Below are 25,165 nucleotides of genomic sequence, written 5' to 3'. Positions count from 1 at the left end.
ACGCCGCCACAGCAAGGGAGAGTCCGATGAACCTGACAAGGCACGCCTCCGGCGCCGTGCTGCGCGCCGCCGAGCTGGGGTACCGGCAGTGCGGCGACTGCTGGGTGAGCCGGATGGTCGGCCCGGAGATCGGCGCGACGTTCGCGAGCGTCGACGCCGTCAAGATCCCGCCCGGCCGCCAGTGGGCGCCTCCGGACGCCCAGGGGGCCGAGCAGGTCGCCGTGGTGCTGTCCGGTTCCGGCGTCGGGACGGTCGACTTCGAAATCTCCCCGATGCGCGGGGCGTCCGCGCTGTACTCGCCCACCGGGAGCACCTACTCGGTCTCGGCGGGCGACCGGGAGATGACGGTCTACGTCTGGACCAGCGTCCTGCCGGAGGGCGCGCGCCGGGGGACCAGGCCCGCCAGGTTCCGCTCGCTGTGGAACAGCGAGACGCGGCTGGCCGGCCTCCCCGGGATCGGCCGCGCGCCCCGGCGCACGGCCGCCACGAACGTCCTGTTCTGGCCGGGGGCGGGCAGCGCCCGGCTCTGCCTGCACTGCGTGATCATGATGCCGGAGGAGACCCTCGCCGTCCACACCCACCCCGGAAGCGACGAGGCGTACTTCGTCTTCGAGGGCAGCGGCCAGTTCTACCTGGACGACCGCTGGGTGGACCTCGGCCCCGGCGACGGCGTCTTCGCCCCGCCGGACGTCCCGCACGGCGCCCGCAACCCGTATTCCGGCCACCGCGCCGACCGGTTCGTGGCGTTCGGCGGCCCGGCCCCGTTCGACCCCGAGCTGTACGGCGTCGCCGGCGTCTCCGCCGAGGTGCGGTGACGCGCGTCGCGCTTTTTGCACTTCATCGCAAGGAGAGTGTGAGATGCCCGTCTCTACTGGTCTGACCGCCTTGAGACAGGGTTCGCTGTCGGACCTGTTGTCCGTCCTGGAGGCCACCGCCTCCGCCGCCGACGAGTACGGCAGGCCGGCCGGGGACGCGCTGGAGGCGCTGCGGGCCTCCGGTGTCCTCGCCGCGGCCGTCCCCGTCCGGTACGGCGGGTTCGGCGGCGACGCCGTGGACACCAACCGGCTGGTGACGCGGGTGGCCCGGGCGGACGCCTCGATGGCCGTCGTGCTGTTCCAGCACTTCGCGGTCACCGCCCGGCTGGCCGAGCACGGGACCCGGGAGCAGCGGGAGCGCCTCCTGCCCGCCCTGGGGACGGGCCGCTGGCTCGCCGCGTCCGCGTGGAGCGAGGACTGCGCCGACGAGGACGACCCGTCCATGTGGGCCGTCCTCGGGGACGGCGGCGTGTGGGAGCTCGACGGCCTGCAGGCGTACGTGACGGGGGCCGGCCTGGCCGACCTCTACCTGGTCCTCGCCCAGGCCGGCGGCGCGGACGGCGAGCCGGAGGCCGGCCCGACGTTCTTCCTGGTCGAGGCCGGTAACCCGGGGCTGGCGAGCACCCCGCCGATGGACCTGGTCGGCGTGCGCAGCTCGGCGACCGGCGGCATCGCGCTGCGGCGCTGCCGGGTGGACGACCGGGACCGGCTCGGCGAGGTCGGGAGGGCCGGCGGCGTCATCGCGGCGGTCCGGGAATGCGGCGCCACGCTCGGCGCGGTCAGCGCGGGGATCGCCGAGGCCGGCTACGCCCATCTCGTTGCCGGGCTGCGCGCGTCCGGCGGGCTCGGCGACCCGGCCGTCCGCCGGCGGCTGGCCGACCTGGCCACCCGCGTCGAGGCGGTCTTGGCGATCGTCGAGCGGGCCGGCCGGCGGGACGCCCCCGACCCGGGGACGGCCGCCCTGCACAGCAAGCTGTTCGCCTCGGAGGTGTCCGAGAGCGTGCTGGCGGAGGCCGCGCGGCTGCTCGGCGGCGGCGCCTTCCTCCGGTCGCACCCGGTCAACCGGCTCCAGCGGGACGCCAGGGCCGTCGCCCTCATGGGGCCGTCGAACGACCTGTGCCGCGATCTCGTGGGCGCGCAGTGGGCCGGCTGACCTGCCTCGCCACCCCGCACCTGGCGGACCTGCTGATCAGGGACGCCCTGATCGTCACGCCGGACGGTGTGACGCCGGGCGGCGTCCTCGTGCGCGACGGCCGGATCGCCCGCCTCGTGCCGCCGGAGGCGCTGCGGGACGGCTCGCTGCCGCCCACGCGGTCGGTGCTCCACGCCCGCGGCCGGTACGTGCTGCCCGGCCTGGTCGACTCCCACGTGCACATCGGCGGCTCCGAGGCCGGCCACGAGGACTGGCGGCGCGCCGGCCGCGCCGCCGCCGCCGGGGGCGTGACCACGGTGATCGACATGCCGGACACCGTGCCCCCGCTGCTCGACCCGCCGGGCGTGGCGGCCCGGGCCGAGCTGGTCCGCGGGGAGTCGCTCGTCGACTTCCGCTTCCACCTCGGGGTGCGGCCGGACCGGGTGGACCTGCTCGCGGACGTGGTCCCGGCCGCCGCTGTGAGCGTCACCGCGTTGCCCGCCGCCGGCGGCTCGGACGCCACCCGCGCCGCGGAGGTCTTCGCCGCCGCCGCGAGGGCCGGGCTGCGGCTGCTGCTTCACCTGGAGGACGACCCGGCCGGCCGGCGCGGCGCGCCCCCGTCGTCACGTCCGGACGTGCGCGACCGGCGGCACGGCGACGTCGACGCGGTGGGGCGGATCGTCGAGCTGGTCCGCCGGCACGGCACGGCCGTCCACGTCGTCCACGTCGCCACGGCCGGGGAGGCGGGCCTGCTCGCGGCGGCCGCCGGCCAGGGACTCCCGGTGACCTTCGAGGTCACGCCGCACCACCTGTCGTCCACGGAGGCCGACGCCGGCCGGCCCGGCTCGCGGGCGCGACCGTGCCGGGCCGTCCGGTCGGAACGGGACCGGGAGCGGCTGTGGGAGGCCGTGTGGCGGGGGGAGGCCGCGACCATCGGGGGCGGCGACGCCCCGCACGTCCCGGGGGAGTCGGGCGCCCCCGCCGGCGTGCCTTGCGGTCCGCCCGGCGTGCGTGAGCTGCTGCCGGCCGTCTACGCCGGCATGCGCGCCCGGCGGCCGGACGCCGGCCCGGGGGAGCTGCTCCGGCTGATCGCCCGGCTGTGCGCGGACAATCCCGCCCGGCTGTTCGGGCTGGCCGGCCGCAAGGGGCGGATCGCCCCCGGCATGGACGCCGACCTGGTCGTCTTCGACACGGAGGAACAATGGACATCCGGTTCTGCCGAGGCGTACGGCAGGTGCCGCCCGACGGCCGGGGACGACCGGCCGGTCAGCGGGCGTCCCGTGCTGACGCTGCGCCGCGGCCAGGTGATATGGGACGCCGGGATGGAGACCTTCGGGCCGCCCGACGGCGTCTTCCCGCCCGCGGAGCGTCCGGCCGACCTGGCCGTCCGGCGGCCCGGAGGACGCCCGCCCTTCTCCCGCTCGCCGTCGAGAATCAGCCCTTATATCTCTCCCGGTTTGCCGGATTTGCAGCGCGAACGGTCCTAGAGATAGGGGAATATAGGGGTAGAAAAATACGACTGGCCCAATATGCGACTGGTATTGGGGCGAACCGCTGCGACCACCTCGTGGACCGGCCGCGATTCCCGTACACCCATTCCCCTCCCTGGTGTTGTGAAGTGATTGAGGAACACGTAATCACCGGTCTGCCGCCCGGGCGCCCCTCCGCCGCGGGGGCGACGACATGCGGCGCGTGACACTGGGCTCCCGGGGGCCCGAGATCGCGGGCCTCGGGTTCGGCTGCCTGTCGGTCGCCGGGGTGTACGGCGACGCCGACCCCGACGAGTCGCTGCGGGTGGTGCGCAGGGCCCTGGACGCGGGGGTGTCGCTCATCGACGCGACCGACATCCACGGGGACGGTGAGGTCGAGCGCCTGGTGGGGAAGGCGGTCGCGCACCGGCGGGAGGAGGCGGTGATCGCGACCTCGGCGCGTCAGCGGCCGGGCTCGCGCCCCGGCGACCTCGTGAGGTGCTGCGACACCGCGCTGTCGCGGCTCGGCGTCGACCGGATCGACCTGTTCTACGTCAACCCGGCGGCCGGCTGCGCCTCCGTCGAGGAGACGATGGGGGTCGCCGGCGAGCTCCTGGCCGCCGGGAAGATCCGCCACGTCGGGGTCCGCGGCGTGACGGCGGGCCAGCTCCGCCGCGCTCACGAGGCCGTGCCCGTGACCGCTCTCGCTGTCGAGTACTCGCTGTGGCGCAGGGAGGCGGAACGCGAGCACCTGCCGGCCGCCCGGGAGCTGGGCGTCGGCGTGGTGGCCTGCCGCCCCCTCGGGCGGGGCTTCCTGACCGGCAGGATCACCACCTCCGCCCAGCTCGCGCCCGGCGACGTGCGGCTGCGGGACCCCCGGTTCGCCCCGGAGAGCCTGGCGCTCGAGCTGGGCCGGCTGCGCGAGGCCCAGCGCGCGGCGGCGGACCTCGACGTCGGCGTGGGCCGGCTGGCCATCGCCTGGCTGCTCACGCAGGGCGACGACGTGGTGCCGGTGCCCAGCACGCGCGACCTGGTCCACCTGGAGATGAACCTGGCCGCGGCCGGCATCGTCCTTTCCGAGGGGGTCAGGGCCCGCCTGGCCGAGACGTTCCCGCTAGGGGAGGGTCCGCTGGCCCTTGGCGACTGACCCGCCCGGACGGGAGCGGGGCGTCGGATGGTCGCGCCGGGGCGTGATCAGCGAGGCCGCCAGCGCCTTGTTGACCGCGTCGATCCGGGAGACCGCCCCGAGCTTGGTGAAGATGTTGTGCAGGTGCCGCTTGATCGTCGCCTCGGTGAGCGTGAGCCGGGTGGCGATCTGGTAGTTGCTGAGCGCCTGCGCGGCCAGCTCCAGGATCTCCCGCTCGCGGTCGCTCAGCACGACCGACGACCCGCCCTGCACCTGCGCGAACGAGTCGCGTGAGACGGCCAGCACGAGCCGGTCGGGCTCGGTGCGGACGCTCCGCACGGCCGAGACCAGCTCCTGCCGGTGGACGCTCTTCAGCAGGTAGCCGCGGATGCCCGCCGACAGCAGGCGGCTCAGCAGCTGGGGTCCGTCGTACATGCTCAGGATGATGATCTGCGACTCGGGCGAGATGGCCCGCATCCTCGTCACGGTCTGGGTGGCGTCGTCGCCGGGGATCTCGACGTCGAGCAGCACCACGTCGGGGCGCTCCCGCTCGACCAGGGACACCGCCCCCTCGGAGTCGCCGGCTTCGCCCACCACCTGGAAGTCGTCCTGGGCCTCCAGGATCTCGCGCAGCCCCTCGCGGAAGAGCGCGTGATCGTCGACGATGGCGATGCTGATTCCCCCGCCCGCCGCGCTCATGCCTCGCCTCTCGTCATCGCTCAGCCCCTCGTCCGTCCACCGGAACGGCCCTCGCCGCCGTCCCGACGACTCATGTGATGCGCCCGAACGGCACGTACAAGTCCACCCGGGTGCCGTGGCCGGGCCTGCTCGTGATCGTCGTCGTGCCGCCGATGATCGCCGCCCGCTCGCGCATCGACAGCAACCCCACGCCGTCGGACCTGGGCCGGCTTCCGCCGCCCGTCGTCTGGTCGAAGCCGCGGCCGTCGTCGTCCACGGACGCCCGCAGCTCGTGCGGCGCGAAGTCGACCCGGATCAGCACCTTGCTCGGCAGGCCGTGGCTGAGCGCGTTCCGCGTCGCCTCCCGCAGGATCAGGAACGACTCGTCGCGCACCGCGGGCGCCGCCCACGTCTCGTCGCCGCTCACCCGGAGCCGGATGTCGACGTGGTCCATGTCGACGGTCTCCAGGTAGTAGACGAGCGCCTTCTCCAGGCTGTTGAGCGGCTCGTGCGGGTGCAGCTCCGAGGTCACCGCCCGGAGGTTGAGCATCGTCTCCTGGATGGCCTGGTGGGCCGTCTCGACCTTGGCGGTCGCGGTGGCGGGCTTGCCGGTGCGGTGCAGGTCGTACAGCTCGAGCTGGCGGTGGGCGACGCTGAGGCCGTGCCCGATCCGGTCGTGCAGCTCGCGGGCGATGCGCCGGCGCTCCTCGATCTGGGCCTCGTGGACCTTGTTGAGCAGGAAGCTCGAGTAGCTGGCGGCCGACTCCCGGATCCGCGCCGTGATGCTGCGCTCCAGGCCCAGCACGACGAGCGTGAGCAGGCGGACCGACTCGGGGTCTCCCGGCATCCGTTCCATCAGGCAGGTCACCACGGCCTGGAACCACACGGAGGCCGCGCGGAGCGACTCGTCCGGGTGGACCCCGCTCGCGGCCCGGGAGGCGCCCACCTCCCAGGCGATCAGCTTGTGCGACTCCCCCACTCGAATGTTCCCTGCCCGGAGCGTCTCGGCCACGTCGTCGAGAATCTGACCCGCGTTGTCCATCGCTTGACGGAGGGCTTCGGGGTCGTGCGTGATCGGGCTGTCCAGAGCCGTGAGGTTCGTCGCGTACGCTTCCAAAATCTCGGTGCGATGTGCTTCGAGGAAACCCTCGAAGTCCACCGGGGCTGTCCACCCCTGTTCTACATCTCCCGCCAATGGACCCTCCGGGAGGAAGCGGACGAGTGCCTCCATCCTGGACTAAGGTGCACGCCCAGACAATAAGAATTGTGATACTACCGGAAGAAGCACAGCTAAATGTAGGGCGTATTGCGTGACCATGAACGCTCTGTAGGGACGGCGCCGGCGGGCCCGGGTCCCCCGCGAAAGCGACGTATGGGTGAGAACGACCACGATGACGGCACCTGCCAGCATGGCGAGCGGCGCCCCGCCCACAGGCAGCTCGAATATCCACGTGAGCACGGCGAACGTGAGTGCCAGAGTCGCGGCGACGCCCGACATCATCACCCGTACGGCGAATTCCCCATGGCTGACGGCCAGAGTGGCGCGCCCGGCGGCCGTGTCGCCCGCGATGTCCGGCAGATCCTTGGTCAGTGTGCCGACGAGACCCATCCACAGCGCGGCGGCGACGGCGAACGCGGGCAGGGCGACGCTGCCGCGCGGCGGCAGGCCGTCTCCGTGGACGGCGAAGCCGGCGTAGTAGGTGAGCAGTCCCGCGACGCCTCCTACGACGACCGTCGCGCTCGACCACCGCTTGAGGTACAGCGGCGGCCCCGAATACAGGTAGCCGAGCACGAGCACGGCTGTGACCAGCCAGATCATCGGCCCCCCGAGGAGCAGGGCGCCGAGCAGGGCGAGGGCGGCCGCGATGACGGAGACGATCAGCGCCACGTCGGGGTCGAGGTCTCCCCGCGCGATCGGCCGGCGTGACCCGTTCACGCGGTCCTCGCGCACGTCCATGACGCCGTTGAACAGGTAGACGAAGAAGATCGCGCACTGCCAGACCAGGGCCCCGAAGGCCAGCCGGAGCGGGTCGGCGGGGTCGGGCCCGGCGTCGAGGGCGGCGCCCGCGACGAAACGCAGGAAAAAGATGGCCAGAACGCTCGGCCGGGCCTCGGTCACGCACATTCCGAGGATTCGGAGGGGCCCAATGGAAATTCGTCCCGCGGTGGCTCGGCTTCTCATCATGATCCGGAGTATGTGCCGGTTTTCAGGGGTCGGTAAGGGGGCCCAACGGGAGGTTGTAGCGGTAATACAACTTTCGATACCCCTACCGATCGTCCGGGTCATCCGGGCAGCACTCTAGTTGCTTCTTCCTTGCCCCCTGACCAGCACAGTTGTAGCTTCAGCGACGTGCCGGTCAACGAATCACCAGTTTTTGGAACAGCCAGTGAGGGGCGGTTCTCAGGAATTGGCGGGGATCGTGGGGCGGCTCCGAAAATGGCCGGTTGCAAATCCGGACGGGCCATGCCGCGTCACCGCCGAGAAAGGAATTCGTCATCATGGGTGCCACTCCTTCCGTTCAGCGTTACTCGGCCTTCACCCCCGTCCGGCTGCCTGACCGCACCTGGCCGGACCGCACCATCGAGGCCGCCCCGCGCTGGCTGTCCACGGATCTGCGCGACGGGAACCAGTCCCTGGTCAACCCGATGAGCCCCGCCCGCAAGCTCGCCATGTTCGAGCTGCTGGTCCGCATGGGCTACAAGGAGATCGAGGTCGGCTTCCCGGTGGCCAGCCAGGACGACCACGACTTCGTCCGGATGCTCATCGAGGAGGACCGCATCCCCGACGACGTCCGGATCTCCGTCCTCGTGCAGGCCAGGGACGAGCTGATCCGGCGCACGGTCGAGAGCCTCGCCGGCGCGCCGCGGGCCACGATCCACCTCTACAACGCGACCGCCCCGCTGTTCCGCCGCGTGGTGTTCGGCATGACCCGCGAGGAGTGCAAGGACCTCGCCGTCGAGGGCACCCGGCTGATGATGAAGTACGCCGAGGCGACGCTGGCCGGCTGCGACCTCGGCTTCCAGTACTCACCGGAGCTGTTCAACGAGACCGAGCCCGAGTTCGCGCTCGAGGTCTGCGAGGCCGTCATGGACGTCTGGCAGCCCGAGCCCGGCAGGGAGATCATCCTCAACTTCCCGACCACCGTCGAGCGCTCGCTTCCGCACGTCTTCGCCGACCAGATCGAGTGGCTCGACCGGAACCTGTCCCACCGCGAGAACGTGTGCCTGTCCATCCACCCCCACAACGACCGCGGGACCGGCGTGGCGGCCTCGGAGCTCGCGCTGCTGGCCGGCGCCCAGCGCATCGAGGGCTGCCTGTTCGGCAACGGCGAGCGGGCCGGCAACGTCTGCCTCGTCACGCTCGGGCTGAACATGCTCACCCACGGCGTGGACCCGAAGATCGACTTCTCCGACATCACCGAGATCCGGCGGACCGTCGAGTACTGCAACGAGATGCAGGTCGCCCCCCGCCACCCGTACGGCGGCGACCTCGTCTACACGGCCTTCTCCGGCTCCCACCAGGACGCCATCAAGAAGGGCTTCGACGCCCTGGCCGTCGAGGCGGCCGAGGCGGGCGTCGACATCGACGACATGCCCTGGCGCATGCCGTACCTGCCGATCGACCCCAAGGACGTGGGCCGCACGTATGAGGCCGTCGTCCGCATCAACAGCCAGTCGGGCAAGGGGGGCGTCGCGTACATCCTGAGCGCCTGGCACGGGCTCAACCTGCCGAAGGGCCTGCAGGCCGACTTCGCGCAGGTGGTGCAGGGCCGGGCCGACGGCTCCGGCGGGGAGATCACCCCCTCCGAGGTCCGCGCGATGTTCGACGACGAGTACCTGTCCAGGACCGAGCCGACCGTCCCCCTCGGCATCGGCGGCCGTCCCATCGCCACCACCCTGTACGTCGACGGGGCGCGCTTCCGCGTCACCGGCTCCCGGGCCGACGCGATCCGCACGCTCGGCGCGCGGCTCGCGGTCTGGAACGTCGACGTCCAGGTGGTCCACCGCACCGGTGTCGAGACGGGGGCCGAGGAGCCCGCGGGCGCCGAGGTGGCCGTCTACGCCGAGTGCTCCATCGAGGGGCGGACCGTCTGGGGCGCCGGGCTCGACGCCGACGTGGTGGCCGCGTCCTTCGCCGCCGTGCGGTCGGCCCTGGCCCGCGCCGGCCAGAGCTCCGTTCGGGAAATGGCGCTCGCGGGCTGACCCTCTGACTTATCCGACTTACTTACTGCAAGTCAAGCGCAATTGTGAGACAGGACCGGACGGGCGGCCGGGCCGAATCCCGCCACCGCCGGTCGGAATGCCCCATCGAATTCACGGGAGGCTCATTATGGCCCTGGTCGAGCGAGAAGAGGTGTTGGCCTCCCTGGAGGACCTGCTGGCCGACGCCGTGACAGGCAGAGGGAAGATCGCGATCGTCAGCGGCGCGGTCGCGAGCGGCAAGACGGCCCTGCTGAACACTCTGGTCGAGGACGCACTCGAACACGGGGCGCTGGCGCTGACCGCGTCGTGCTCCCAGTCGGAGACGGGCCTGGCCCTGGCCGTGCTCTCCCAGATCCTGCACAACGCGCCGCTCACCCCGGACGAGGAGGAGCGCACCCGCAACCTGCTCCACGAGGGCGCCCGCTGCGCCATGTCGGCCGACCCGCTGGCCGACCACGTGGACCAGGTGGACGCCCACATCGTCCACGCCCTGTGCATGGTCCTGCTCGAACTCGCCGAGCGGCACCCGCTGATGATCGTGGTGGACGACGTCCAGCACGCCGACCGCGCCTCGCTGCTCTGCCTGGCCTACCTCGCCCGCCGGCTGCGCTTCGCCCACATCCTGGCGATCTTCAGCCAGTCGGAGGAGACCTGGAACGCCCCGACGCTGTTCCAGACCGAGCTGCTGCGCCAGCCGCACTGCCGCCGGTTCCAGCTGTCGCCGCTGTCCCGCGAGGGCGTCGAGATCATGACCTCCGACGTCGTGGGCGACGGCCTGGCCCGCCGGCTGGCCTCCGACTGGCACGCGGCCAGCGGCGGCAACCCGCTGCTGGTGAACGCCCTGCTGGAGGACCACACCGCCGCCGCGAGGCCCGATCAGGAGCCCGACGAGATCGCGGTCGGCGACGGCTACCGCCAGGCCGTGCTGTCGTGCCTGCGCCGGGCGCACCCCCGGCTGTCGCGGGTCGCCCGCGGGCTCGCCGTGCTGGGGGAGCCCGACTTCCTCGACCGGCTGCTCGACCTCGAGGCCGGCTTCGTCGTCCAGGCCCTCCACTCGCTCCAGGTGGCCGGGCTGGTCGGGACCGACCTGCGGTTCCGGCACGAGGAGGCCCGGGCGGCCGTCCTCGCCGACCTCGACGTCCCCGACCGGGTGGACCTGCACCGCAGGGCCGCCGAGATCGCGTACGGCCAGGGGGCGGCGGCCTCCGTCGTCGCCGAGCACCTGCTGACCGCCTCCCACAACGGCGGCCCCTGGGCCGTGTCGGTGCTGGAGGAGGCCGCCCGCCAGGCGCTCAGCGAGGGCCGGGTGGAGCCGGCCGTCGACTACCTGCGGCTGGCCGACCGGGCCTGCACCGACGACCAGCGGCGGGCCACGATCAAGACCACTCTCGTGCGGGCCGAGTGGCGGCTCAACCCGAGCGCCCCGGCGGCGCACCTCGACGCGCTGACCGACGCCATGCACAAGGGACACCTGCGCGGCTCCGACGCCGTGGTGCTGGCCAAGGCGCTGCTCTGGCACGGCCGCTTCGACGACGCCCGCGACGTGCTCGACCACATCGGCAGGATCGGCTCGATCATGGACGCCGAGACCGTGGCCGAGATCCGGGCCGCCCGTCCGTGGCTGCGCTGCTCCTACACGCCGTTCCTCGCGCACATCCCCCGGGTGACCGACGTGAGCATCCAGTCCCCTCCGTCGTCGGCCGTGATCGGCCGGCTGGAGGCCGCCACCGCGCTCGCCGGGGTGCTCACCAAGGGCCCGCGCCCGGAGACGCTGGCCGACGTGGAGCGGATCCTGCGCTCCTCGCGGCTGGACGACATGTCGATGGACGCGGTCGAGTGCGCGCTGCTCGCCCTGATCTACGCCGAGCGCCCGGACAAGGCGGCGCCCTGGTGCGACCTGTTCATCGAGGAGGCCGGCACCCGCCGCGCCCCCAGCCGGCAGGCCCGCCTCGCCGCGCTGCGCGCGGAGATCAGCCTGCGGCAGGGCGACCTCGAGGGCGCCGAGAGCCTGGCCCAGATGGCCCTGCGGCTGATCCCCGCGTCGAGCTGGGGGGTGGCCGTCGGCGGCCCGCTGTCGGTGCTGCTGTCCGCCGTCGTCGCGATGGGCCGGCTCGACGAGGCGGTCCAGGTGGTGGGCCACCCGGTGCCCGAGTCGATGCTCCAGACCCGGTACGGCCTCCACTACCTCAACGCCCGGGGGCGGTACCACCTGGCGACCGGCGACCACGTCATGGCGCTGCGGGACTTCCAGACCTGCGGCGAGCTCATGGGCTCCTGGAGCCTCGACAGCCCCGGGCTCGTGTCCTGGCGGACGGGCGCGGCCGAGGCCCTCGTCGCGCTGGGCCGTCCCGAGCGCGCCCGGCCGCTGCTGGAGGAGCACCTGGCCAAGGCGACCCCCGGGCCGTCCCGGAGCCGTGGCATCGGCACCCGTCTGATGGCGGCGGCGAGCGAACCCCGGCAGCGTCCCCCGCTGCTGCGCCGCGCCGCGGACATGCTGCAGGCGAGCGGCGACCAGTACGAGCTGGCCCGTGCGCTGGTCGACCTGGCCGACGCCTACCAGGCGGTCGGCGAGCTGCGCCGGGCCCGTACGGTGGCCCGCCAGGCCCAGCGGATCGCCGAGGAGTGCGAGGCCGTCCCGCTGGTCCGGGCGCTGTCCCCGGACGAGCAGGCCGAGCCCGCCCAGCCGGCGCGGACGACGGCAGAGGCCGGCGCCGCGCTCAGCGAGGCGGAGCGCCGGGTCGCGGCGCTGGCGGCCGTCGGCTACACCAACCGCGAGATCGCCGACAAGCTGTACATCACCGTCAGCACGGTCGAGCAGCACCTGACCCGGATCTACCGCAAGCTCAACGTCACCCGCCGTTCCGATCTGCCCGCCGGGCTGGAGTTCAGCGTCTCCGGCTGACCGGGCGGCGCGGTCGACCTCTGTCAGGCACGTTCCCCCCACACCTTCCGGAAGGTGAACGCACATGGCACGGACGCACGTCACCCCCGCCGGTCGCCTCACGGTGGCCCAGGGCACCGCCATGTACGTCGGTGCGGTGCTCGGCACGGGCGTCATCGCCCTGCCGGCACTCGCCGCCCAGGCCGCCGGGCCGGCGTCGCTGCTGGCCTGGCTGGGCCTGGTGGTCCTGTCCGCCCCGCTGGCCGCCGCGTTCGCGGCGCTCGGCGCCCGCCACCCGGACGCGGGCGGCGTCTCCACCTACGCCCGCCTCGCGTTCGGGGACCGGGCCGCGACCGTCGTCGGCTGGTGCTTCTACTTCGCCGTCCCGCCCAGCGCCGCCGCGGCGGCGCTGTTCGGGGGCGAGTACGCGGCCTCGGCCCTCGGCGGGGGCACCGGCGTCGCCACGCTGACGGCGGCCGGGCTCATGGTGATCGTGACCGTCTCGAACGCGTCGGGGCTGCGGGTCACCGGGCGGGTGCAGCTCGCCCTGGCCGGTCTGCTGGTCGCGCTACTGGTCGTCGCGGTCGCCCTGTCGCTCCCGCACGCGCGGCTCGACAACCTCCGCCCGTTCGCCCCCCACGGGCTGGGGGCGGTCGGGTCGGCGGCGGCGCTGCTCGTGTGGAGCTTCGCGGGATGGGAGGCCATCACCCACCTCGCCGGCGAGTTCCGCCGGCCGGCCAGGGATCTTCCCCGGGCCACCGCGGCCGCGGTCGTCCTGGTCGGCGTGCTCTACCTGTCGGTCGCGTTCGCGACGGTCGCGGTCCTCGGCCCGGCCGCCGCGGACGCCCGGGCGCCCCTCGGCGACCTGCTCGCCCTGGGGATCGGCGGCAGCGCGCGGCTGCTCGCCGCCGTGGCCGCGCTGCTGCTCACGCTCGGCGCGATGAACGCCTACTGGGCGGGGGCGGCCAAGCTCGGCGCCGCCCTCGGCCGGGACGGCGCGCTCCCCGCGTGGCTCACCCGGGGCAGCGTCGCGGGCGAGGTCCCGCGGCGCAGCCTCGCGGTGGTCGCGGTCCTGTCGTTCCTCGCCCTGGCCGTCGTCTACGTCGTCGGGACCGGCATCCGCCCGCTCGTGCTGATGACGAACGGCTCGTTCGTCGCGGTCTACGCGGTCGGCGTGGCGGCGGCCATCCGCCTGCTGCCGCGCGGGCGGGCCAGGACGGCCGCCCTGCTGGCGCTCGCGGCGGTCGTCCTGCTGGTGGCGGCCTCGGGGGTCTACCTCGTCTGGCCGCTGCTGGTGACCGTCGCCGCGCTCGTGTACGTCCGGCTCGCCCGGCGCCGTGCCGGGCTGGTGCTCCCGGCGGGCGCCGTCTCCGAGCCCTGACCGGCACGACGGCGTGCCCGGCGCGATCGTCGCGCCGGGCACGCCGTCGTCACGAGCCGGGGCCGGTCACCGTCTCACAGGTCGTCGTCCGTCGTCGGGGTCTGGGCGAGGATGCGGTCGGCCGTCGCGGTGACCACGGCCGCGGCTGCCGAGATCTCCCGCAGATGCTCGGCCGGCAGGCCCCGCAGCACCCGCTCCAGCCCCTCAAGATCCGCCTGGAAGGCCGCCCCCATCGCCGCCTGCGCCTTGGCCGTGCGGCCGGCCTGCTGCACCGCCTTCCCGAGGGCGCGGCCCGCCTTCTCAACGGCCGCGCCGAACTCCCGCGCCGCCAGTTCCGCCGCCCTCTCCAGGTTCTTCGCCCAATCGGTCTGCTCGTCGCTCATGGCATTCCTCTGCGTGCGCGTTCGGGCGCGCTCCCGGCGGCCCCGATCGCGGTGGTGGTGGATGGTGTGCACGTCCCCGTACGACGTGTGTCCGATCCGGGGTTAGTGCCCGCCGTGAGCGGCCTACACCTGCCGCGGGTCTCGTTTCGGCGGCCGATTCCACGGCACGGAGGGCGGCCCCGGGAGCCCGCCCTCCTTGCGGCGCGGCCCGAAGGCGCGGTAACAATGGTCCGAAACGGGTGGTTACCGCGCGGATATGGGGGCAGGAACGCCGTCGTGGCAGGTGGATGGATCTCCCGCTGGCCGGTGGTGCGCCAGCTCCAGGGGGAGGACGGCAGGCGGGAGGCGGCGCGCTCGCGGCGCACCGACGCCCTGCGGCCGCGCGTCGAGGAGGCCGACACGGTCGCCCGGTCCGTCTGCCCCTACTGCGCGGTCGGCTGCGGCCAGCTCGTCTACGTCAAGGACGGCAAGGTCAGCCAGATCGAGGGCGACCCCGACTCCCCGATCTCCCGCGGGCGTCTGTGCCCCAAGGGCTCGGCGAGCAAGCAGCTGGTCACCCATCCCGGCCGCCAGACGCACGTCCTCTACCGGCGGCCGTACGGCACCGAGTGGGAGCGGCTCGACCTCGAGACCGCCATGGACATGATCGCCGACCGCGTCGTGCGCACGCGCAGGGAGACCTGGGAGCAGACGCACGAGGGCAAGGAGGTCAGGCGCACGTTGGGCATCGCCAGCCTGGGCGGGGCGACGCTCGACAACGAAGAGAACTACCTGATGAAGAAGCTGTACACCGCCCTCGGCGCGATCCAGGTCGAGAACCAGGCGCGCATATGACACTCCTCCACCGTCCCCGGTCTGGGGACCAGCTTCGGTCGCGGCGGTGCGACGCAGTACCAGCAGGATCTCGCCAACGCTGACTGCATCGTCATCCAGGGCTCCAACATGGCCGAGTGCCACCCGGTGGGGTACCAGTGGGTGATGGAGGCGCGCGAGCGCGGCGCGAAGGTCTTCCACATCGACCCGCGCTTCAGCCGCACCAGTGCGACCGTCGACCGCTACCTGCAGATCCGCGCGGGTACGGACATCGTCCTGATCGGCGCGCTGATCAACCACGTGCTGACCAACGGGCTCGACTTCCGCGAGTACGTCCTGGCGTACACGAACGCGGCCACGATCGTGTCGGAGGAGTTCCGCGACACCGAGGACCTCGACGGCCTGTTCTCGGGGTACGACCCGGAGAGCGGCCGGTACGACACCACGAGCTGGGCGTACGAGGGGGACACGGGCAAGACCGACGAGATGAGCGAGGGCGACCCCCGCCACGCCGAGGCGGCCGGGTCCGACTCGTACGGCGCCCGGGGCGCGGGGAGCACGGCCACGCCGCCGACCGACCCGACGCTCAGCCATCCCCGCTGCGTCTACCAGATCCTCAAGCGGCACTTCTCGCGGTACACGCCGGAACGGGTGGCCGAGCTGTGCGGGATCTCCCCGGAGCAGTTCGCCGAGCTGGCCGAGGCGGTCACGGCCAACTCGGGGCGCGAGCGGACGACGGCCTGGGTCTACTCGGTGGGCTGGACGCAGCACTCGGTCGGCGTGCAGTACATCCGGTCGGCCGCGATCCTCCAGCTCCTGCTCGGCAACATGGGCCGGCCGGGCGGCGGCATCATGGCGCTGCGCGGCCACGCGAGCATCCAGGGCTCCACGGACATCCCGACGCTGTTCAACCTGCTGCCCGGCTACATCGCGATGCCGCACGCCCACCGGCACGACGGGCTCGACCATTACCTGGAGCGCGAGGGCGGCGACACCGGCTGGTGGGGCAACCGCAGGGCCTACGTGGTCAGCCTCCTCAAGGCGTGGTGGGGCGACGGCGCGACCGAGGAGAACGACTACCGGTTCGACTACCTCCCTCGGCTGACCGGCGACCACGGCCACTACTCCACGGTGATGGGGCAGATCGACGGGAAGGTCAAGGGCTACTTCGTCGTCGGGGAGAACCCGGCCGTCGGCTCCGCCAACGGCAAGGCGCAGCGGCTCGGCCTGGCGAACCTCGACTGGCTCGTCGTCCGCGACCTGATGGTGATCGAGACGGCGTCGTTCTGGAAGGACGCCCCCGAGCTCGAGACCGGAGAGCTCCGCACCGAGGACATCGCCACCGAGGTGTTCTTCATGCCGGCCGCGAGCCACGTGGAGAAGGACGGCACGTTCACCAACACGCAGCGGCTGCTGCAGTGGCGGGAGAAGGCCCTCGACCCGCCGGACGACTGCCGCAGCGACCTGTGGTTCTACTATCACCTCGGCAAGCGGATCAGGCAGCGCCTGGGCGGCGACGGCATCGACCGTCCCGTGATGGAGCTGACCTGGGACTATCCCGAGGAGGGCAGGCACCGGGACCCGTCGGCCGAGGCCGTCCTGCGGGAGATCGGCGGCGTGGACGCCGACGGCCGCCCGCTGGCGTCGCTGCGCGAGCTGAAGCCGGACGGCTCGACGAGCTGCGGCTGCTGGATCTACTGCGGCGTCTACGCCGACGGCGTCAACCAGGCGGCGCGGCGCAAGCCCCGCGGCGAGCAGGGGCCGGTGGCGCCGGAGTGGGGCTGGGCGTGGCCCGCCAACCGGCGCATCCTCTACAACCGCGCCTCCGCCGACCCCGAGGGCCGGCCCTGGAGCGAGCGGAAGAAGTACGTCTACTGGGACGAGGAGAAGGGCCGGTGGACCGGCCCCGACGTGCCCGACTTCGAGGAGGACAAGCCCCCGTCGTACCGGCCGCCCGAGGGGGCCAAGGCGCAGGACGCGCTGGCCGGCACCGACCCGTTCATCATGCAGTCGGACGGCAAGGGCTGGCTGTACGTGCCGAGCGGCCTGGCCGACGGCCCGCTGCCCGCCCACTACGAGCCGCACGAGTCGCCCATCCGCAACACCCTGTACGGCCGGCAGTCGAACCCGGCGCGCAGGACGATCGACCGGCCGGAGAACCCGTACAACCCGCCGCTGTCGTCGCGCTTCCCGTACGTGTTCACCACGAGCCGGCTCACCGAGCACCACACGGCGGGCGGCATGAGCAGGCCCCTGCCGTACCTGGCGGAGCTGCAGCCCGCGCTCTTCTGCGAGGTCTCACCGGAGCTCGCCGCCGACGTCGGCCTGGAGAACGGCGGCTGGGCGACGGTCGTGACCGAGCGCACGGCCATCGAGATGCGGGTGCTGGTGACCGGCAGGGTCAGGCCGCTGCGCCTCGGCGGCACCACCGTCCACCAGATCGTCATGCCGTACCACTGGGGCTACGGTGGCGGCGGGCTGGTCACCGGCGACGTGGTGAACGACCTGTCGCCGATCGTGCTCGACCCGAACGTCTACATCCAGGAGAGCAAGGCCGGCACGTGCGACATCCTGCCGGGCCGCCGCCCGAAGGGGCAGGCGCTGCTCGCGCTGATCGAGAGGTACCGCCATGGCTGAGCGGATGGGCTTCTTCACCGACACCACGCTCTGCATCGGGTGCAAGGCCTGCGAGGTCGCCTGCAAGGAGTGGAACGACGTGCCCGACGACGGGTTCGTCTTCCGGGCCACCTCCTACGACAACACCGGCGCGCTCGGGGCCGACACCTGGCGGCACGTCGCGTTCATCGAGCAGGACGGCCGCTGGCTCATGTCGTCCGACGTGTGCAAGCACTGCACCCACGCCGCCTGCCTCGACGTCTGCCCGACCGGCGCGCTGTTCCGCACCGAGTTCGACACCGTCGTCGTGCAGTCCGACGTGTGCAACGGCTGCGGCTACTGCGTGCCCGCCTGCCCGTACGGCGTGATCGACCGCCGGGAGCGGGACGGCCGCGCCTGGAAGTGCACGATGTGCTACGACCGGCTGCGCGGCGGGCTGGAGCCGGCCTGCGCCAAGGCGTGCCCGACGAAGTCGATCCAGTTCGGCCCGCTGGAGGAGCTGCGCGTCCGGGCCGAGGAGCGGGTCGAGCGGCTGCACGCCGAGGGCATGACCGAGGCCCGCCTGTACGGCGAGGACCCGGGCAACGGGGTCGGCGGCACGGGCGCGTTCTTCCTGCTGCTCGACGAGCCCGAGACGTACGGCCTGCCCCCGGACCCGGTCGTGACGACCCGGGACCTGGGCGAGATGTGGCGCTGGGCCGGCGTCGCCGCGTTCGGCATGGCCGGCGCGCTGGCCGCCTGCTTCCTGAGGAGGTCCTGATGCCGAGGCGCCGGGACGAGATGGTGCCGGACGCCGAGTTCCGGTCGTACTACGGCCAGCCCGTCATCAAGCCGCCCATCTGGCACGAGCCGCACATGCCGACGTACCTCTACCTCGGCGGCCTGTCGGGCGCGGCGTCCACGATGGCCGCCGTCGCCCGGCTGAGCGGCGACCGCCGGCTGGAGTTCTCCTCGCGGCTGATCGCGTTCGCCGGGGGGACGGCCGGGGCCGCGTTCCTCGTCGCCGAGCTCGGCCGGCCCGAGCGGTTCCTCAACATGCTGCGGGTGTTCAAGACCAGCTCCCCGATGAGCGTCGGCTCGTGGACGCTGGCCGCGCAGGGCGGGCTGACCGCGGTCGGCGCCGCCTCGGCCGTCACCGGGGTGCTGCCCCTCGTGGGCGACGCCGCGTCCCTGGCGAGCGGCGTGACCGGCACGCTCATGGCCACCTACACGGCCGTCCTGCTCGCCGACACCGCCGTGCCCGTCTGGCACGAGGGGCGGCGCGAGCTGCCGTTCCTGTTCGCCGGCAGCGCGATGGCGTCGGCGGGCGGGATGGCCATGCTCACCACGCCGCGCGCCCAGGCCGGCCCCGCGCGGGCCGCCACCGTGCTCGGCGCGGCCGTGGAGACGGCGGCCGGCGCGATCATGGAACGGCGGCTCGGCATGCTGAGCGAGCCGTACCACTCCGGGAAGGCGGGCCGGCTGATGCGGGCCTCGCGCGTCCTCACGGCGGGCGGCGGCCTGCTCGCCGCGGTCGCGGGCCGCAGCCGCGCGCTCACCGCCCTGTCCGGGCTGGCGGTCACGGCCGGCGCCCTGTGCACCCGGTTCGCCGTCCTGGAGGCCGGCCGGGTCTCGGCCGCCGACCCCAAGTACACGGTCGTCCCCCAGCGCGAGCGTCTCGACGCCGGCCGCCCCGCCTCCGTCCCCGGCCGCTGAGGCCCCTGACGTGCTCCTTCAAGTCGGCCGGGGGCGGGCGTTGCGGAGGCGGATGCCGCTCCAGCCCAGGGAACTCGCGGTCACCGCGTCCCAGAACGGCCAGAGGTCGTCCAGCAGCCTGAGCTGGATGCCGGCCTCCTCGTGCAGTCGCAGCAGGTCGCCGACAGGGGTGGGCGGCCCGAGGGGTTCGACCGACTCGGTCGCGACCACCGCGTTCGGCACCGGCTCTCCGAACGGGACGAACTTCTCCGCCGGGAAGCGGTAGGCGTACAGGCGGACGGTCAGGAAGGCCTCCAGCCAGCGGTACTCGATGGCGTGGACCCGCTCGCCGCAGCCCGATCCGATGATCCGTTCCCGGTCGCCGTTCGTGGTCGCCGGAGTCGTCCACGCCATGGCGCGCGGACACTGACGGGGGAACCAGTAGTCGGGGCAGCGCTCGGCCGTCACCGCCCAGACATACGCCTCCGGCTGCCGCGCGGTGGCCGCCACATGCGGAACGAATCGGGTGATGCCGGGGTCCTCGGAGAAATGCAGCACCTCGCCGGGCTCAGGTCGCATGTCCCGGGTCTACCACCTCGCGGCGGCCGGTACCGAGGCCTCAGGCGAGGCGGAGGGCCGCCGCCTCGCGCGGGACGAGCTCGCCGACGACCGGTGCGCCGGGGACCTCGCCCGCGACCAGCAGGCCGCCCGACGTCTGGGCGTCGGCCAGCAGGAGCAGGTCCTCCTCGCCGAACCGGCCCGGGTCCAGGTGGGCCTCCACCCAGGCGAGGTTGCGCCGGCTGCCGCCGCTCACGTAGCCGTCCCTGACCGCCTCCCGGGCCCCGTCCAGGTACGGCACGGCCGCGACGTCGACCACCGCGGTGACGCCGCTCGCGCGGGCGAGCTTGTACAGGTGGCCGAGCAGACCGAAGCCGGTGACGTCGGTGGCGCAGGAGATCCCGGCGGCCAGGGCGGCCCGGGAGGCGTCCCGGTTGAGCGTCGTCATCGCCGCGACGGCCTGGGGGAACACCTCGCCGGTCGCCTTATGCCGGGTGTTGAGCACGCCCACGCCCAGCGGCTTGGTGAGGGAGATCGGCGTCCCGGCCCGGCCGCCGTCGATGCGCAGCAGCCGCTCGGGGTCGGCCAGCCCGGTGACGGCCATGCCGTACTTGGGCTCGGGGTCGTCCACGCTGTGCCCTCCGGCGAGGTGGCAGGCCGCGGCCCGCGCGACGTCCAGGCCGCCCCGGAGCACCTCCGTGACCAGGTCCATCGGCAGCGTGTCCCGGGGCCAGCCGAGCAGGTTGACCGCCACGACCGGCTCGCCGCCGACGGCGTAGACGTCGGACAGGGCGTTCGTGGCCGCGATGCGCCCCCAGTCGTACGGGTCGTCGACGACGGGGGTGAAGAAGTCGGCCGTCGCGACGACCGCCCGGCCGCCCTCGATCCGCACCACGGCCGCGTCGTCGCCGTCGTCGAGGCCGATGACCAGGTCGTCCCGGGCGGTGTCCGGCATGATCAGCCCGGCCACGATGCCCTCCAGCTCGCCCGGTGGGATCTTGCAGGCGCAGCCGCCCCCGTGGGCGTACTGCGTCAGCCGTATCGCGGTCCGCTCGCTCGTCTCGGTCATCGCGCCTCGCCTCTCCGCCGTCCCGGGCACGCCGCGCCGCCCATGGGGCCCGGCGTCTCAGCATTACTCCGTACAGGCTAGGTTTCTCCCGGAGGCGTGTGGGCGCCTGGTGGCCCCCGCGGTCTTCAAAACCGACGAGGCCGAGGTCCTCGGCCTGGCGGGTTCGATTCCCGTCCGCCTCCGCTTCCCCGTCAGCCCGGCGACGCCTCCCAGAGCGCCGACAGCGGCACGGCCCGCATCCCGTCGCCGAAGGGCAGCGCCTGCCGGCCCGTGTAGAGGACGAACCCCGCGATCAGGCGATCACCCAGCCTCCGCCGAAGGTGGCGCAGGCCTCTGAAGTCCTCGGCGCGGACGGTCTCGGACGCCTTGACCTCGATGCCGACGACCTCGCCCGAGGCTCGCTCGAGAACCGCGTCCACCTCGATCCTGTCCCGGTCTCGATAGTGATAGAGCCGGACCGGTTCCTCCGACCACGTGAGCTGACGGGCGAGCTCTCCGAGAGCGAAGTTCTCCAGCAGGGGCCCGACGGGTGCCGTGACGTCGGTCATCCGGCTCGGGGTCAGACCCGCGAGGTGGGCCCCAAGACCGGAGTCGACCAGGATCAGCTTCGGCGTCGCGATCGCGCGCGTGGTGGCGTTGGACGACCAGGCCGGGATGCGCCTGATGACGTAGACGAGGTCGAGCAGGTCCACATACCTCTTGACCGTCGTCCGGGGCAGGCCCAGATCGGCGCTGACGTTGTCGAGCACCGCCAGACCTCCCATGCGGCCGGCCAGGACGTTCAGCAGGCGGCGCATGTCCGAGGGATACTCGATGTCGGAGACCTGCTTCACGTCCCGGTTGATGAGGTCGGAGATGTAGGACTCGAAGAAGCGCGCTCTTCTCCGATGGGTGGCACGGTGGACCGCCTCCGGGTAGCCGCCCCGCAGAGCCCGGTCGAGGTAGTCGGACCTACGGAGATCGGACGTCGGGAACACGGCGTCGGCACCGTGCGCGAAGACGGCGTCGACGAACGCGTCCGGGCTCCGCTCGATCTCGCCCTGGGACAGCGGCCACAGCTCGATCGTCTCGGTCCGTCCGGGAAGGGCGTCGGGCAGATCGCGGAGACCCAGCAGACGAGCGGAGCCGGTCAGGAGGAAGCGTCCCGGGCGGGGGTCGGCGTCCACCTCCCGTTTGATGGACAGGAGCAACTCGGGCACGCGCTGGATCTCGTCGATGAGCAGCAGCCCCTCTCGGTGGACGAGGCCGTCCGGGTCCTGCCGCGCCGCCGCGCGCACGGCCGCCTGGTCGAGGTACAGCTCCGACGAGTCGGCCCGCTCCCGGGCGATGGACTGCGCCAGAGTGCTCTTGCCGACCTGACGGGCCCCATTGATCACGACCACGCGCGTGTCGGCGAGCGCCTCTCTTGTCATGTTCAAAGCGCGTCGGGGAATCAGCGCCAGATCGTCCACGTCCACGCATAGATCCTAGGCCCGGCCGGCTGCTGATTCAGTGCTCTCCCGGGACGATCAGTGGCGGATCTGCCGAAGGGTTCGTGGTGGATCTGCCGGAGGGATCGTGGTGGATCTGCCGAAGGTCTCGTGGTGGATCTGCCGTGCCCTGGGTGGTGCCGCTGGAGGGGGTTCGGCCCGCGCCGGACGGTGGGCGGGCGGGGCGGCACTATAAGTTGAAGTGTGGACCGACGAAGGCGCGTGCCGCGCACGGACGCCGTGCTGGCCGATCCCCGGCTGGAGGGGATGGCGGAGCGGCTCGGGCGCGGGGTGGTGAAGGACGCGGTCGGGCGGGCCCAGGAGCGCGTACGGCGCGGCGAGATCGAGCCGGAGGACGTGGCGGACGCCGCCCTCGCGGCGCTCCCCGCGCACGCGGCGACCATCCGCCCGGTGATCAACATGACGGGCGTGCTGCTCCACACCAACCTGGGCCGCGCGCCGCTGTCCGCGGCCGCCGTCGATGCGGCCGTCGCCGCGGCCGGCGCCACCGACGTGGAGTTCGACCTGGAGACCGGTGTACGGGCGCGGCGCGGCCGCGGCGCCATGGAGGCGCTGGCGCGGGCGGTGCCGGCGGCCGAGGCCGTCCATGTGGTGAACAACAACGCGGCCGTCCTCGTGCTGGTGGCCACCGCCCTGGCGGCCGGGCGGGAGATCGTGATCAGCCGCGGCGAGCTCGTCGAGATCGGGGACGGCTTCCGCATCCCGGACCTGCTCGTCTCCACGGGGGCCCGCCTCCGCGAGGTGGGCACGACGAACCGCACCTCGCTCGCCGACTACCGCGACGCCGTGGGCCCGGACACCGGGTTCGTGCTCAAGGTCCACCCCTCGAACTTCCGTGTCGAGGGGTTCACCGGCTCTGCGGAGGTGGGGGAGCTGACCGGGCTCGGCGTCCCGGTGGTGTCCGACATCGGCTCGGGCCTGCTGGAGCGTGAGCCGTTGCTCCCGGACGAGCCCGACGCGGCGAGCGCGCTCAGGGCCGGCGCCGACCTGGTCACCGCGAGCGGCGACAAGCTGCTGGGCGGGCCGCAGGCGGGCCTGCTCCTCGGCCGCCGCGACCTCGTCGAACGGTGCCGGAGGCATCCGCTCGCCCGGGCGCTGCGGGTGGACAAGCTGACGCTGGCGGCGTTGGAGGCGACGCTGCGCGGACCCGCCACGCCCGTCCACAGGGCGCTGCACGCCGACCCCGCCGTGCTCCACCGGCGGGCGCGGGCCATGGCCGAGGCGATGACGGCCGCCGGGATCGAGGCGAAGGCGGTGCCGTCCGAGGCGACCGTGGGCGGCGGGGGAGCGCCGGGCGTGACGCTGCCCAGCGCGGCGGTGAGCCTGCCGGAGGGCCTCGCCGCGCCGCTGCGCACCGGGGACCTCCCGGTCGTGGGGCGGGTGGAGGGCGGGCGCCTGCTGCTCGACCTGCGCACCCTTCCCCCCGATCGGGACGGCGAGGTGGTCAAGACCGTGATCGCGGTGAGCGGCTGATGCACGTCGTCGCGACGGCCGGGCACGTGGACCACGGCAAGTCCACGCTGGTGCGGGCGCTGACCGGGATGGAGCCCGACCGGCTCGAGGAGGAGCGGCGCCGCGGGCTGACGATCGAGCTCGGGTACGCCTGGACGGCCCTCCCCTCCGGGGAGCGGGTGGCGTTCGTGGACGTCCCGGGGCACGAGCGGTTCCTCGGCACCATGCTCGCCGGAGTCGGGCCGGTCCCGGCGGTGATGTTCGTCGTCGCGGCCGACGAGGGCTGGATGCCGCAGTCGGAGGAGCACCTGGTCGCGCTGCGGACCCTCGGCGTACGGCTGGGCCTGCTCGCCGTGACCCGGGCCGACCTGGCCGACCCGGGCCCGGCGATGGCCGAGGCCCAGGCCCGGCTGGCCAAGGCCGGGCTGGGCGACGCCGAGGCCGTGGCGGTGAGCGGGCGCACCGGCATGGGGCTCGACCGGCTGCGCGCGGCGCTCGACCGGCTGGTGGCGGCGCTGCCCGCGCCGGACCCAGGCGCGCCGGTGCGGCTGTGGATCGATCGGGCGTTCAGCGTCCGGGGCAGCGGGACGGTCGTCACCGGCACGCTGCCCGCCGGACGGATCCGGACCGGCGACGAGCTGGAGCTGGACGGCGAGCCGGTGCGGGTGCGCGGCCTGGAGTCCCTGAAGGAGCACGTCGAGGCGGTCACCGGCGTCGCCCGGGTGGCCGTCAACCTCCGCGGCCGGGTCGCGGCCGAGCGCGGCCACGCCCTTGTGACGCCGGGTGCCTGGACGCGCACGGACCTGGTCGACGTCCGGCTGACCCCGGCCGAGGGCGCCGGGGGACCCGAGGGGGCCGGAGGGGCCGCGGGGGCGCTGCCGCCCCGGCTGACGGTCCACATCGGCTCGGCCGCCGTGCCGTGCGAGGTGCGCCCGCTCGGCCCGGACGCCGCCCGGCTCCGGCTGGCCCGGCCGCTGCCCCTGCACCTGGGCGACGTGCTGCTGCTGCGCGACCCGGGGAGGGATCCCGGGCGCGACCGCTCCGTGCTGCGGGTGCTCGCGGGCGCCGCCGTCCTCGACGTACGGCCGCCGGGGCTGGCCAGGCGCGGCGCGGCGCGGGACCGGGCGGAGGCGTTGTCGCAGGCGGCCCCGGACGCCGCGTCCCTGCTGCGCGCCCACCGGCTGCTGCGGACGGCCGACCTCGTCGCGATGGGCTGTCCCCCTTCGGGACGGCCGGTCCTGGGTGACTGGCACGCCGACCCCGGATACTGGGCCGAGCTGGAGGCGCGCCTGCCCGAGGTGGTCCGGCGGCACGCCGCCCGCGATCCCCTGGAGCCCGGCATGCCGCTGGAGGCCGCGCGCCACGAGCTGGGCCTGCCCGACCGCCGCCTGGTCGCGGCGCTGGTCCGGCCGCCGCTCGCCGTGG

General features: G+C 73.5%; 19 protein-coding genes and 1 tRNA gene. 13 read left to right on the top strand and 7 right to left on the bottom strand.

Features of this window, described 5'->3' with window-relative positions; all coding sequences use genetic code 11:
* The first annotated feature begins 26 nt into the window (after nucleotides 1-26).
* The 4 genes from MPTA5024_RS13560 (at nucleotide 27) to MPTA5024_RS13545 (ending at nucleotide 4,563) form a co-directional block, all read left to right on the top strand.
* Nucleotides 27-815, top strand: a complete 789-nt coding sequence (locus tag MPTA5024_RS13560; RefSeq protein ID WP_036324293.1) for a cupin domain-containing protein — start codon at nucleotides 27-29, stop codon at nucleotides 813-815.
* 70 nt (nucleotides 816-885) lie between these two features.
* Entirely contained in the window at nucleotides 886-1,968 is a 1,083-nt protein-coding gene (locus tag MPTA5024_RS13555; RefSeq protein WP_036324292.1) for an acyl-CoA dehydrogenase family protein, read from the top strand.
* Complete coding sequence (locus MPTA5024_RS13550) at nucleotides 1,956-3,434, top strand: dihydroorotase (protein WP_051458141.1); 1,479 nt, start codon at nucleotides 1,956-1,958, stop codon at nucleotides 3,432-3,434. The genes MPTA5024_RS13555 and MPTA5024_RS13550 overlap by 13 nt, the downstream gene beginning before the upstream one ends.
* 196 nt (nucleotides 3,435-3,630) lie before the next feature.
* Nucleotides 3,631-4,563: an aldo/keto reductase gene (locus MPTA5024_RS13545; RefSeq protein WP_036324290.1), complete on the top strand. Its 933-nt coding sequence runs from the start codon at nucleotides 3,631-3,633 to the stop codon at nucleotides 4,561-4,563.
* On the opposite strand, the gene MPTA5024_RS13540 is transcribed toward MPTA5024_RS13545, so the two are convergent.
* The 3 genes from MPTA5024_RS13540 to MPTA5024_RS13530 all read right to left on the bottom strand — a co-directional run bounded on the left by MPTA5024_RS13540 (nucleotide 4,531) and on the right by MPTA5024_RS13530 (nucleotide 7,339).
* Nucleotides 4,531-5,241, bottom strand: coding sequence for a response regulator transcription factor (locus MPTA5024_RS13540; protein WP_084369688.1), 711 nt, complete (start codon nucleotides 5,239-5,241; stop codon nucleotides 4,531-4,533). The two genes, MPTA5024_RS13545 and MPTA5024_RS13540, sit on opposite strands and share 33 nt — an antisense overlap.
* A gap of 70 nt (nucleotides 5,242-5,311) precedes the next feature.
* Nucleotides 5,312-6,379, bottom strand: a complete 1,068-nt coding sequence (locus MPTA5024_RS13535) for a sensor histidine kinase (protein ID WP_157099461.1) — start codon at nucleotides 6,377-6,379, stop codon at nucleotides 5,312-5,314.
* A gap of 78 nt (nucleotides 6,380-6,457) precedes the next feature.
* A complete protein-coding gene (locus MPTA5024_RS13530; protein WP_232326455.1) occupies nucleotides 6,458-7,339 on the bottom strand; it encodes a UbiA family prenyltransferase in 882 nt (293 codons plus the stop codon).
* 380 nt (nucleotides 7,340-7,719) lie between these two features.
* On the opposite strand from MPTA5024_RS13530, the gene leuA reads away from it, so the two are divergent.
* The 3 genes from leuA to MPTA5024_RS13515 all read left to right on the top strand — a co-directional run bounded on the left by leuA (nucleotide 7,720) and on the right by MPTA5024_RS13515 (nucleotide 13,685).
* Entirely contained in the window at nucleotides 7,720-9,423 is a 1,704-nt protein-coding gene (gene leuA, locus MPTA5024_RS13525; protein WP_036324285.1) for a 2-isopropylmalate synthase, read from the top strand.
* Nucleotides 9,424-9,550: 127 nt separating this feature from the next.
* The gene (locus tag MPTA5024_RS44250; RefSeq protein WP_036324284.1) at nucleotides 9,551-12,325 is read left to right on the top strand and encodes a helix-turn-helix transcriptional regulator; all 2,775 of its coding nucleotides are present in this window, start codon (nucleotides 9,551-9,553) and stop codon (nucleotides 12,323-12,325) included.
* 64 nt (nucleotides 12,326-12,389) lie between these two features.
* The gene (locus MPTA5024_RS13515; RefSeq protein ID WP_051458139.1) at nucleotides 12,390-13,685 is read left to right on the top strand and encodes an APC family permease; all 1,296 of its coding nucleotides are present in this window, start codon (nucleotides 12,390-12,392) and stop codon (nucleotides 13,683-13,685) included.
* 74 nt (nucleotides 13,686-13,759) lie between these two features.
* On the opposite strand, the gene MPTA5024_RS13510 is transcribed toward MPTA5024_RS13515, so the two are convergent.
* Nucleotides 13,760-14,068 (bottom strand): hypothetical protein, encoded by a 309-nt coding sequence (locus MPTA5024_RS13510; RefSeq protein WP_036324283.1) that lies wholly within the window; start codon nucleotides 14,066-14,068, stop codon nucleotides 13,760-13,762.
* A 225-nt stretch (nucleotides 14,069-14,293) separates the two neighbouring features.
* Here MPTA5024_RS13510 and fdh point away from each other — a divergent pair, with 225 nt between their 5' ends.
* The 3 genes from fdh to nrfD are packed head-to-tail and all read left to right on the top strand — an operon-like array spanning nucleotide 14,294 to nucleotide 19,192.
* Nucleotides 14,294-17,518 (top strand): formate dehydrogenase, encoded by a 3,225-nt coding sequence (fdh, locus tag MPTA5024_RS13500; protein WP_084369686.1) that lies wholly within the window; start codon nucleotides 14,294-14,296, stop codon nucleotides 17,516-17,518.
* Nucleotides 17,511-18,257, top strand: a complete 747-nt coding sequence (locus tag MPTA5024_RS13495) for a 4Fe-4S dicluster domain-containing protein (RefSeq protein WP_036324278.1) — start codon at nucleotides 17,511-17,513, stop codon at nucleotides 18,255-18,257. Before fdh ends, MPTA5024_RS13495 begins: the two co-directional genes overlap by 8 nt.
* Nucleotides 18,257-19,192 carry an NrfD/PsrC family molybdoenzyme membrane anchor subunit gene (nrfD, locus tag MPTA5024_RS13490; RefSeq protein ID WP_232326454.1) on the top strand — a complete coding sequence of 312 codons (936 nt, stop codon included), beginning with the start codon at nucleotides 18,257-18,259 and terminating at the stop codon, nucleotides 19,190-19,192. The genes MPTA5024_RS13495 and nrfD overlap by 1 nt, the downstream gene beginning before the upstream one ends.
* 18 nt (nucleotides 19,193-19,210) lie before the next feature.
* On the opposite strand, the gene MPTA5024_RS13485 is transcribed toward nrfD, so the two are convergent.
* Both MPTA5024_RS13485 and selD read right to left on the bottom strand, forming a co-directional pair.
* Nucleotides 19,211-19,750 (bottom strand): DUF6886 family protein, encoded by a 540-nt coding sequence (locus tag MPTA5024_RS13485; RefSeq protein WP_036324277.1) that lies wholly within the window; start codon nucleotides 19,748-19,750, stop codon nucleotides 19,211-19,213.
* 40 nt (nucleotides 19,751-19,790) lie between these two features.
* Nucleotides 19,791-20,798 carry a selenide, water dikinase SelD gene (selD, locus tag MPTA5024_RS13480; protein WP_036324276.1) on the bottom strand — a complete coding sequence of 336 codons (1,008 nt, stop codon included), beginning with the start codon at nucleotides 20,796-20,798 and terminating at the stop codon, nucleotides 19,791-19,793.
* A 90-nt stretch (nucleotides 20,799-20,888) separates the two neighbouring features.
* On the opposite strand from selD, the gene MPTA5024_RS13475 reads away from it, so the two are divergent.
* Nucleotides 20,889-20,982, top strand: a tRNA-Sec gene (locus MPTA5024_RS13475).
* 7 nt (nucleotides 20,983-20,989) lie between these two features.
* On the opposite strand, the gene MPTA5024_RS13470 is transcribed toward MPTA5024_RS13475, so the two are convergent.
* Complete coding sequence (locus tag MPTA5024_RS13470) at nucleotides 20,990-22,255, bottom strand: ATP-binding protein (RefSeq protein ID WP_198167144.1); 1,266 nt, start codon at nucleotides 22,253-22,255, stop codon at nucleotides 20,990-20,992.
* 216 nt (nucleotides 22,256-22,471) lie between these two features.
* Between MPTA5024_RS13470 and selA the strand changes: the two genes are divergently transcribed.
* Together selA and MPTA5024_RS13460 are read left to right on the top strand one after the other, a co-directional pair.
* Nucleotides 22,472-23,761 carry an L-seryl-tRNA(Sec) selenium transferase gene (gene selA / locus MPTA5024_RS13465; RefSeq protein ID WP_036324275.1) on the top strand — a complete coding sequence of 430 codons (1,290 nt, stop codon included), beginning with the start codon at nucleotides 22,472-22,474 and terminating at the stop codon, nucleotides 23,759-23,761.
* A partial coding sequence (locus tag MPTA5024_RS13460) for a GTP-binding protein (RefSeq protein ID WP_051458137.1) occupies nucleotides 23,761-25,165 on the top strand: 1,405 nt, incomplete at its 3' end. The genes selA and MPTA5024_RS13460, both read left to right, overlap by 1 nt.

This window comes from Microbispora sp. ATCC PTA-5024, assembly GCF_000511135.2.
GTDB lineage: Bacteria > Actinomycetota > Actinomycetes > Streptosporangiales > Streptosporangiaceae > Microbispora > Microbispora corallina.
Note: the sequence above shows the minus strand (reverse complement) of the source record. Positions and strands in the feature narration are given on the sequence as shown.

Excerpts from the sequence above, each read along its gene's own strand:
- MPTA5024_RS13560 (WP_036324293.1), top strand. The coding sequence starts at position 27 with ATGAACCTGACAAGGCACGCCTCCGGCGCCGTGCTGCGCGCCGCCGAG.
- MPTA5024_RS13545 (WP_036324290.1), top strand. The coding sequence starts at position 3,631 with ATGCGGCGCGTGACACTGGGCTCCCGGGGGCCCGAGATCGCGGGCCTC.
- MPTA5024_RS13540 (WP_084369688.1), bottom strand. The coding sequence starts at position 5,241 with ATGAGCGCGGCGGGCGGGGGAATCAGCATCGCCATCGTCGACGATCAC.
- leuA (WP_036324285.1), top strand. The coding sequence starts at position 7,720 with ATGGGTGCCACTCCTTCCGTTCAGCGTTACTCGGCCTTCACCCCCGTC.
- MPTA5024_RS44250 (WP_036324284.1), top strand. The coding sequence starts at position 9,551 with ATGGCCCTGGTCGAGCGAGAAGAGGTGTTGGCCTCCCTGGAGGACCTG.
- MPTA5024_RS13515 (WP_051458139.1), top strand. The coding sequence starts at position 12,390 with ATGGCACGGACGCACGTCACCCCCGCCGGTCGCCTCACGGTGGCCCAG.
- MPTA5024_RS13510 (WP_036324283.1), bottom strand. The coding sequence starts at position 14,068 with ATGAGCGACGAGCAGACCGATTGGGCGAAGAACCTGGAGAGGGCGGCG.
- MPTA5024_RS13495 (WP_036324278.1), top strand. The coding sequence starts at position 17,511 with ATGGCTGAGCGGATGGGCTTCTTCACCGACACCACGCTCTGCATCGGG.
- nrfD (WP_232326454.1), top strand. The coding sequence starts at position 18,257 with ATGCCGAGGCGCCGGGACGAGATGGTGCCGGACGCCGAGTTCCGGTCG.
- MPTA5024_RS13485 (WP_036324277.1), bottom strand. The coding sequence starts at position 19,750 with ATGCGACCTGAGCCCGGCGAGGTGCTGCATTTCTCCGAGGACCCCGGC.
- selD (WP_036324276.1), bottom strand. The coding sequence starts at position 20,798 with ATGACCGAGACGAGCGAGCGGACCGCGATACGGCTGACGCAGTACGCC.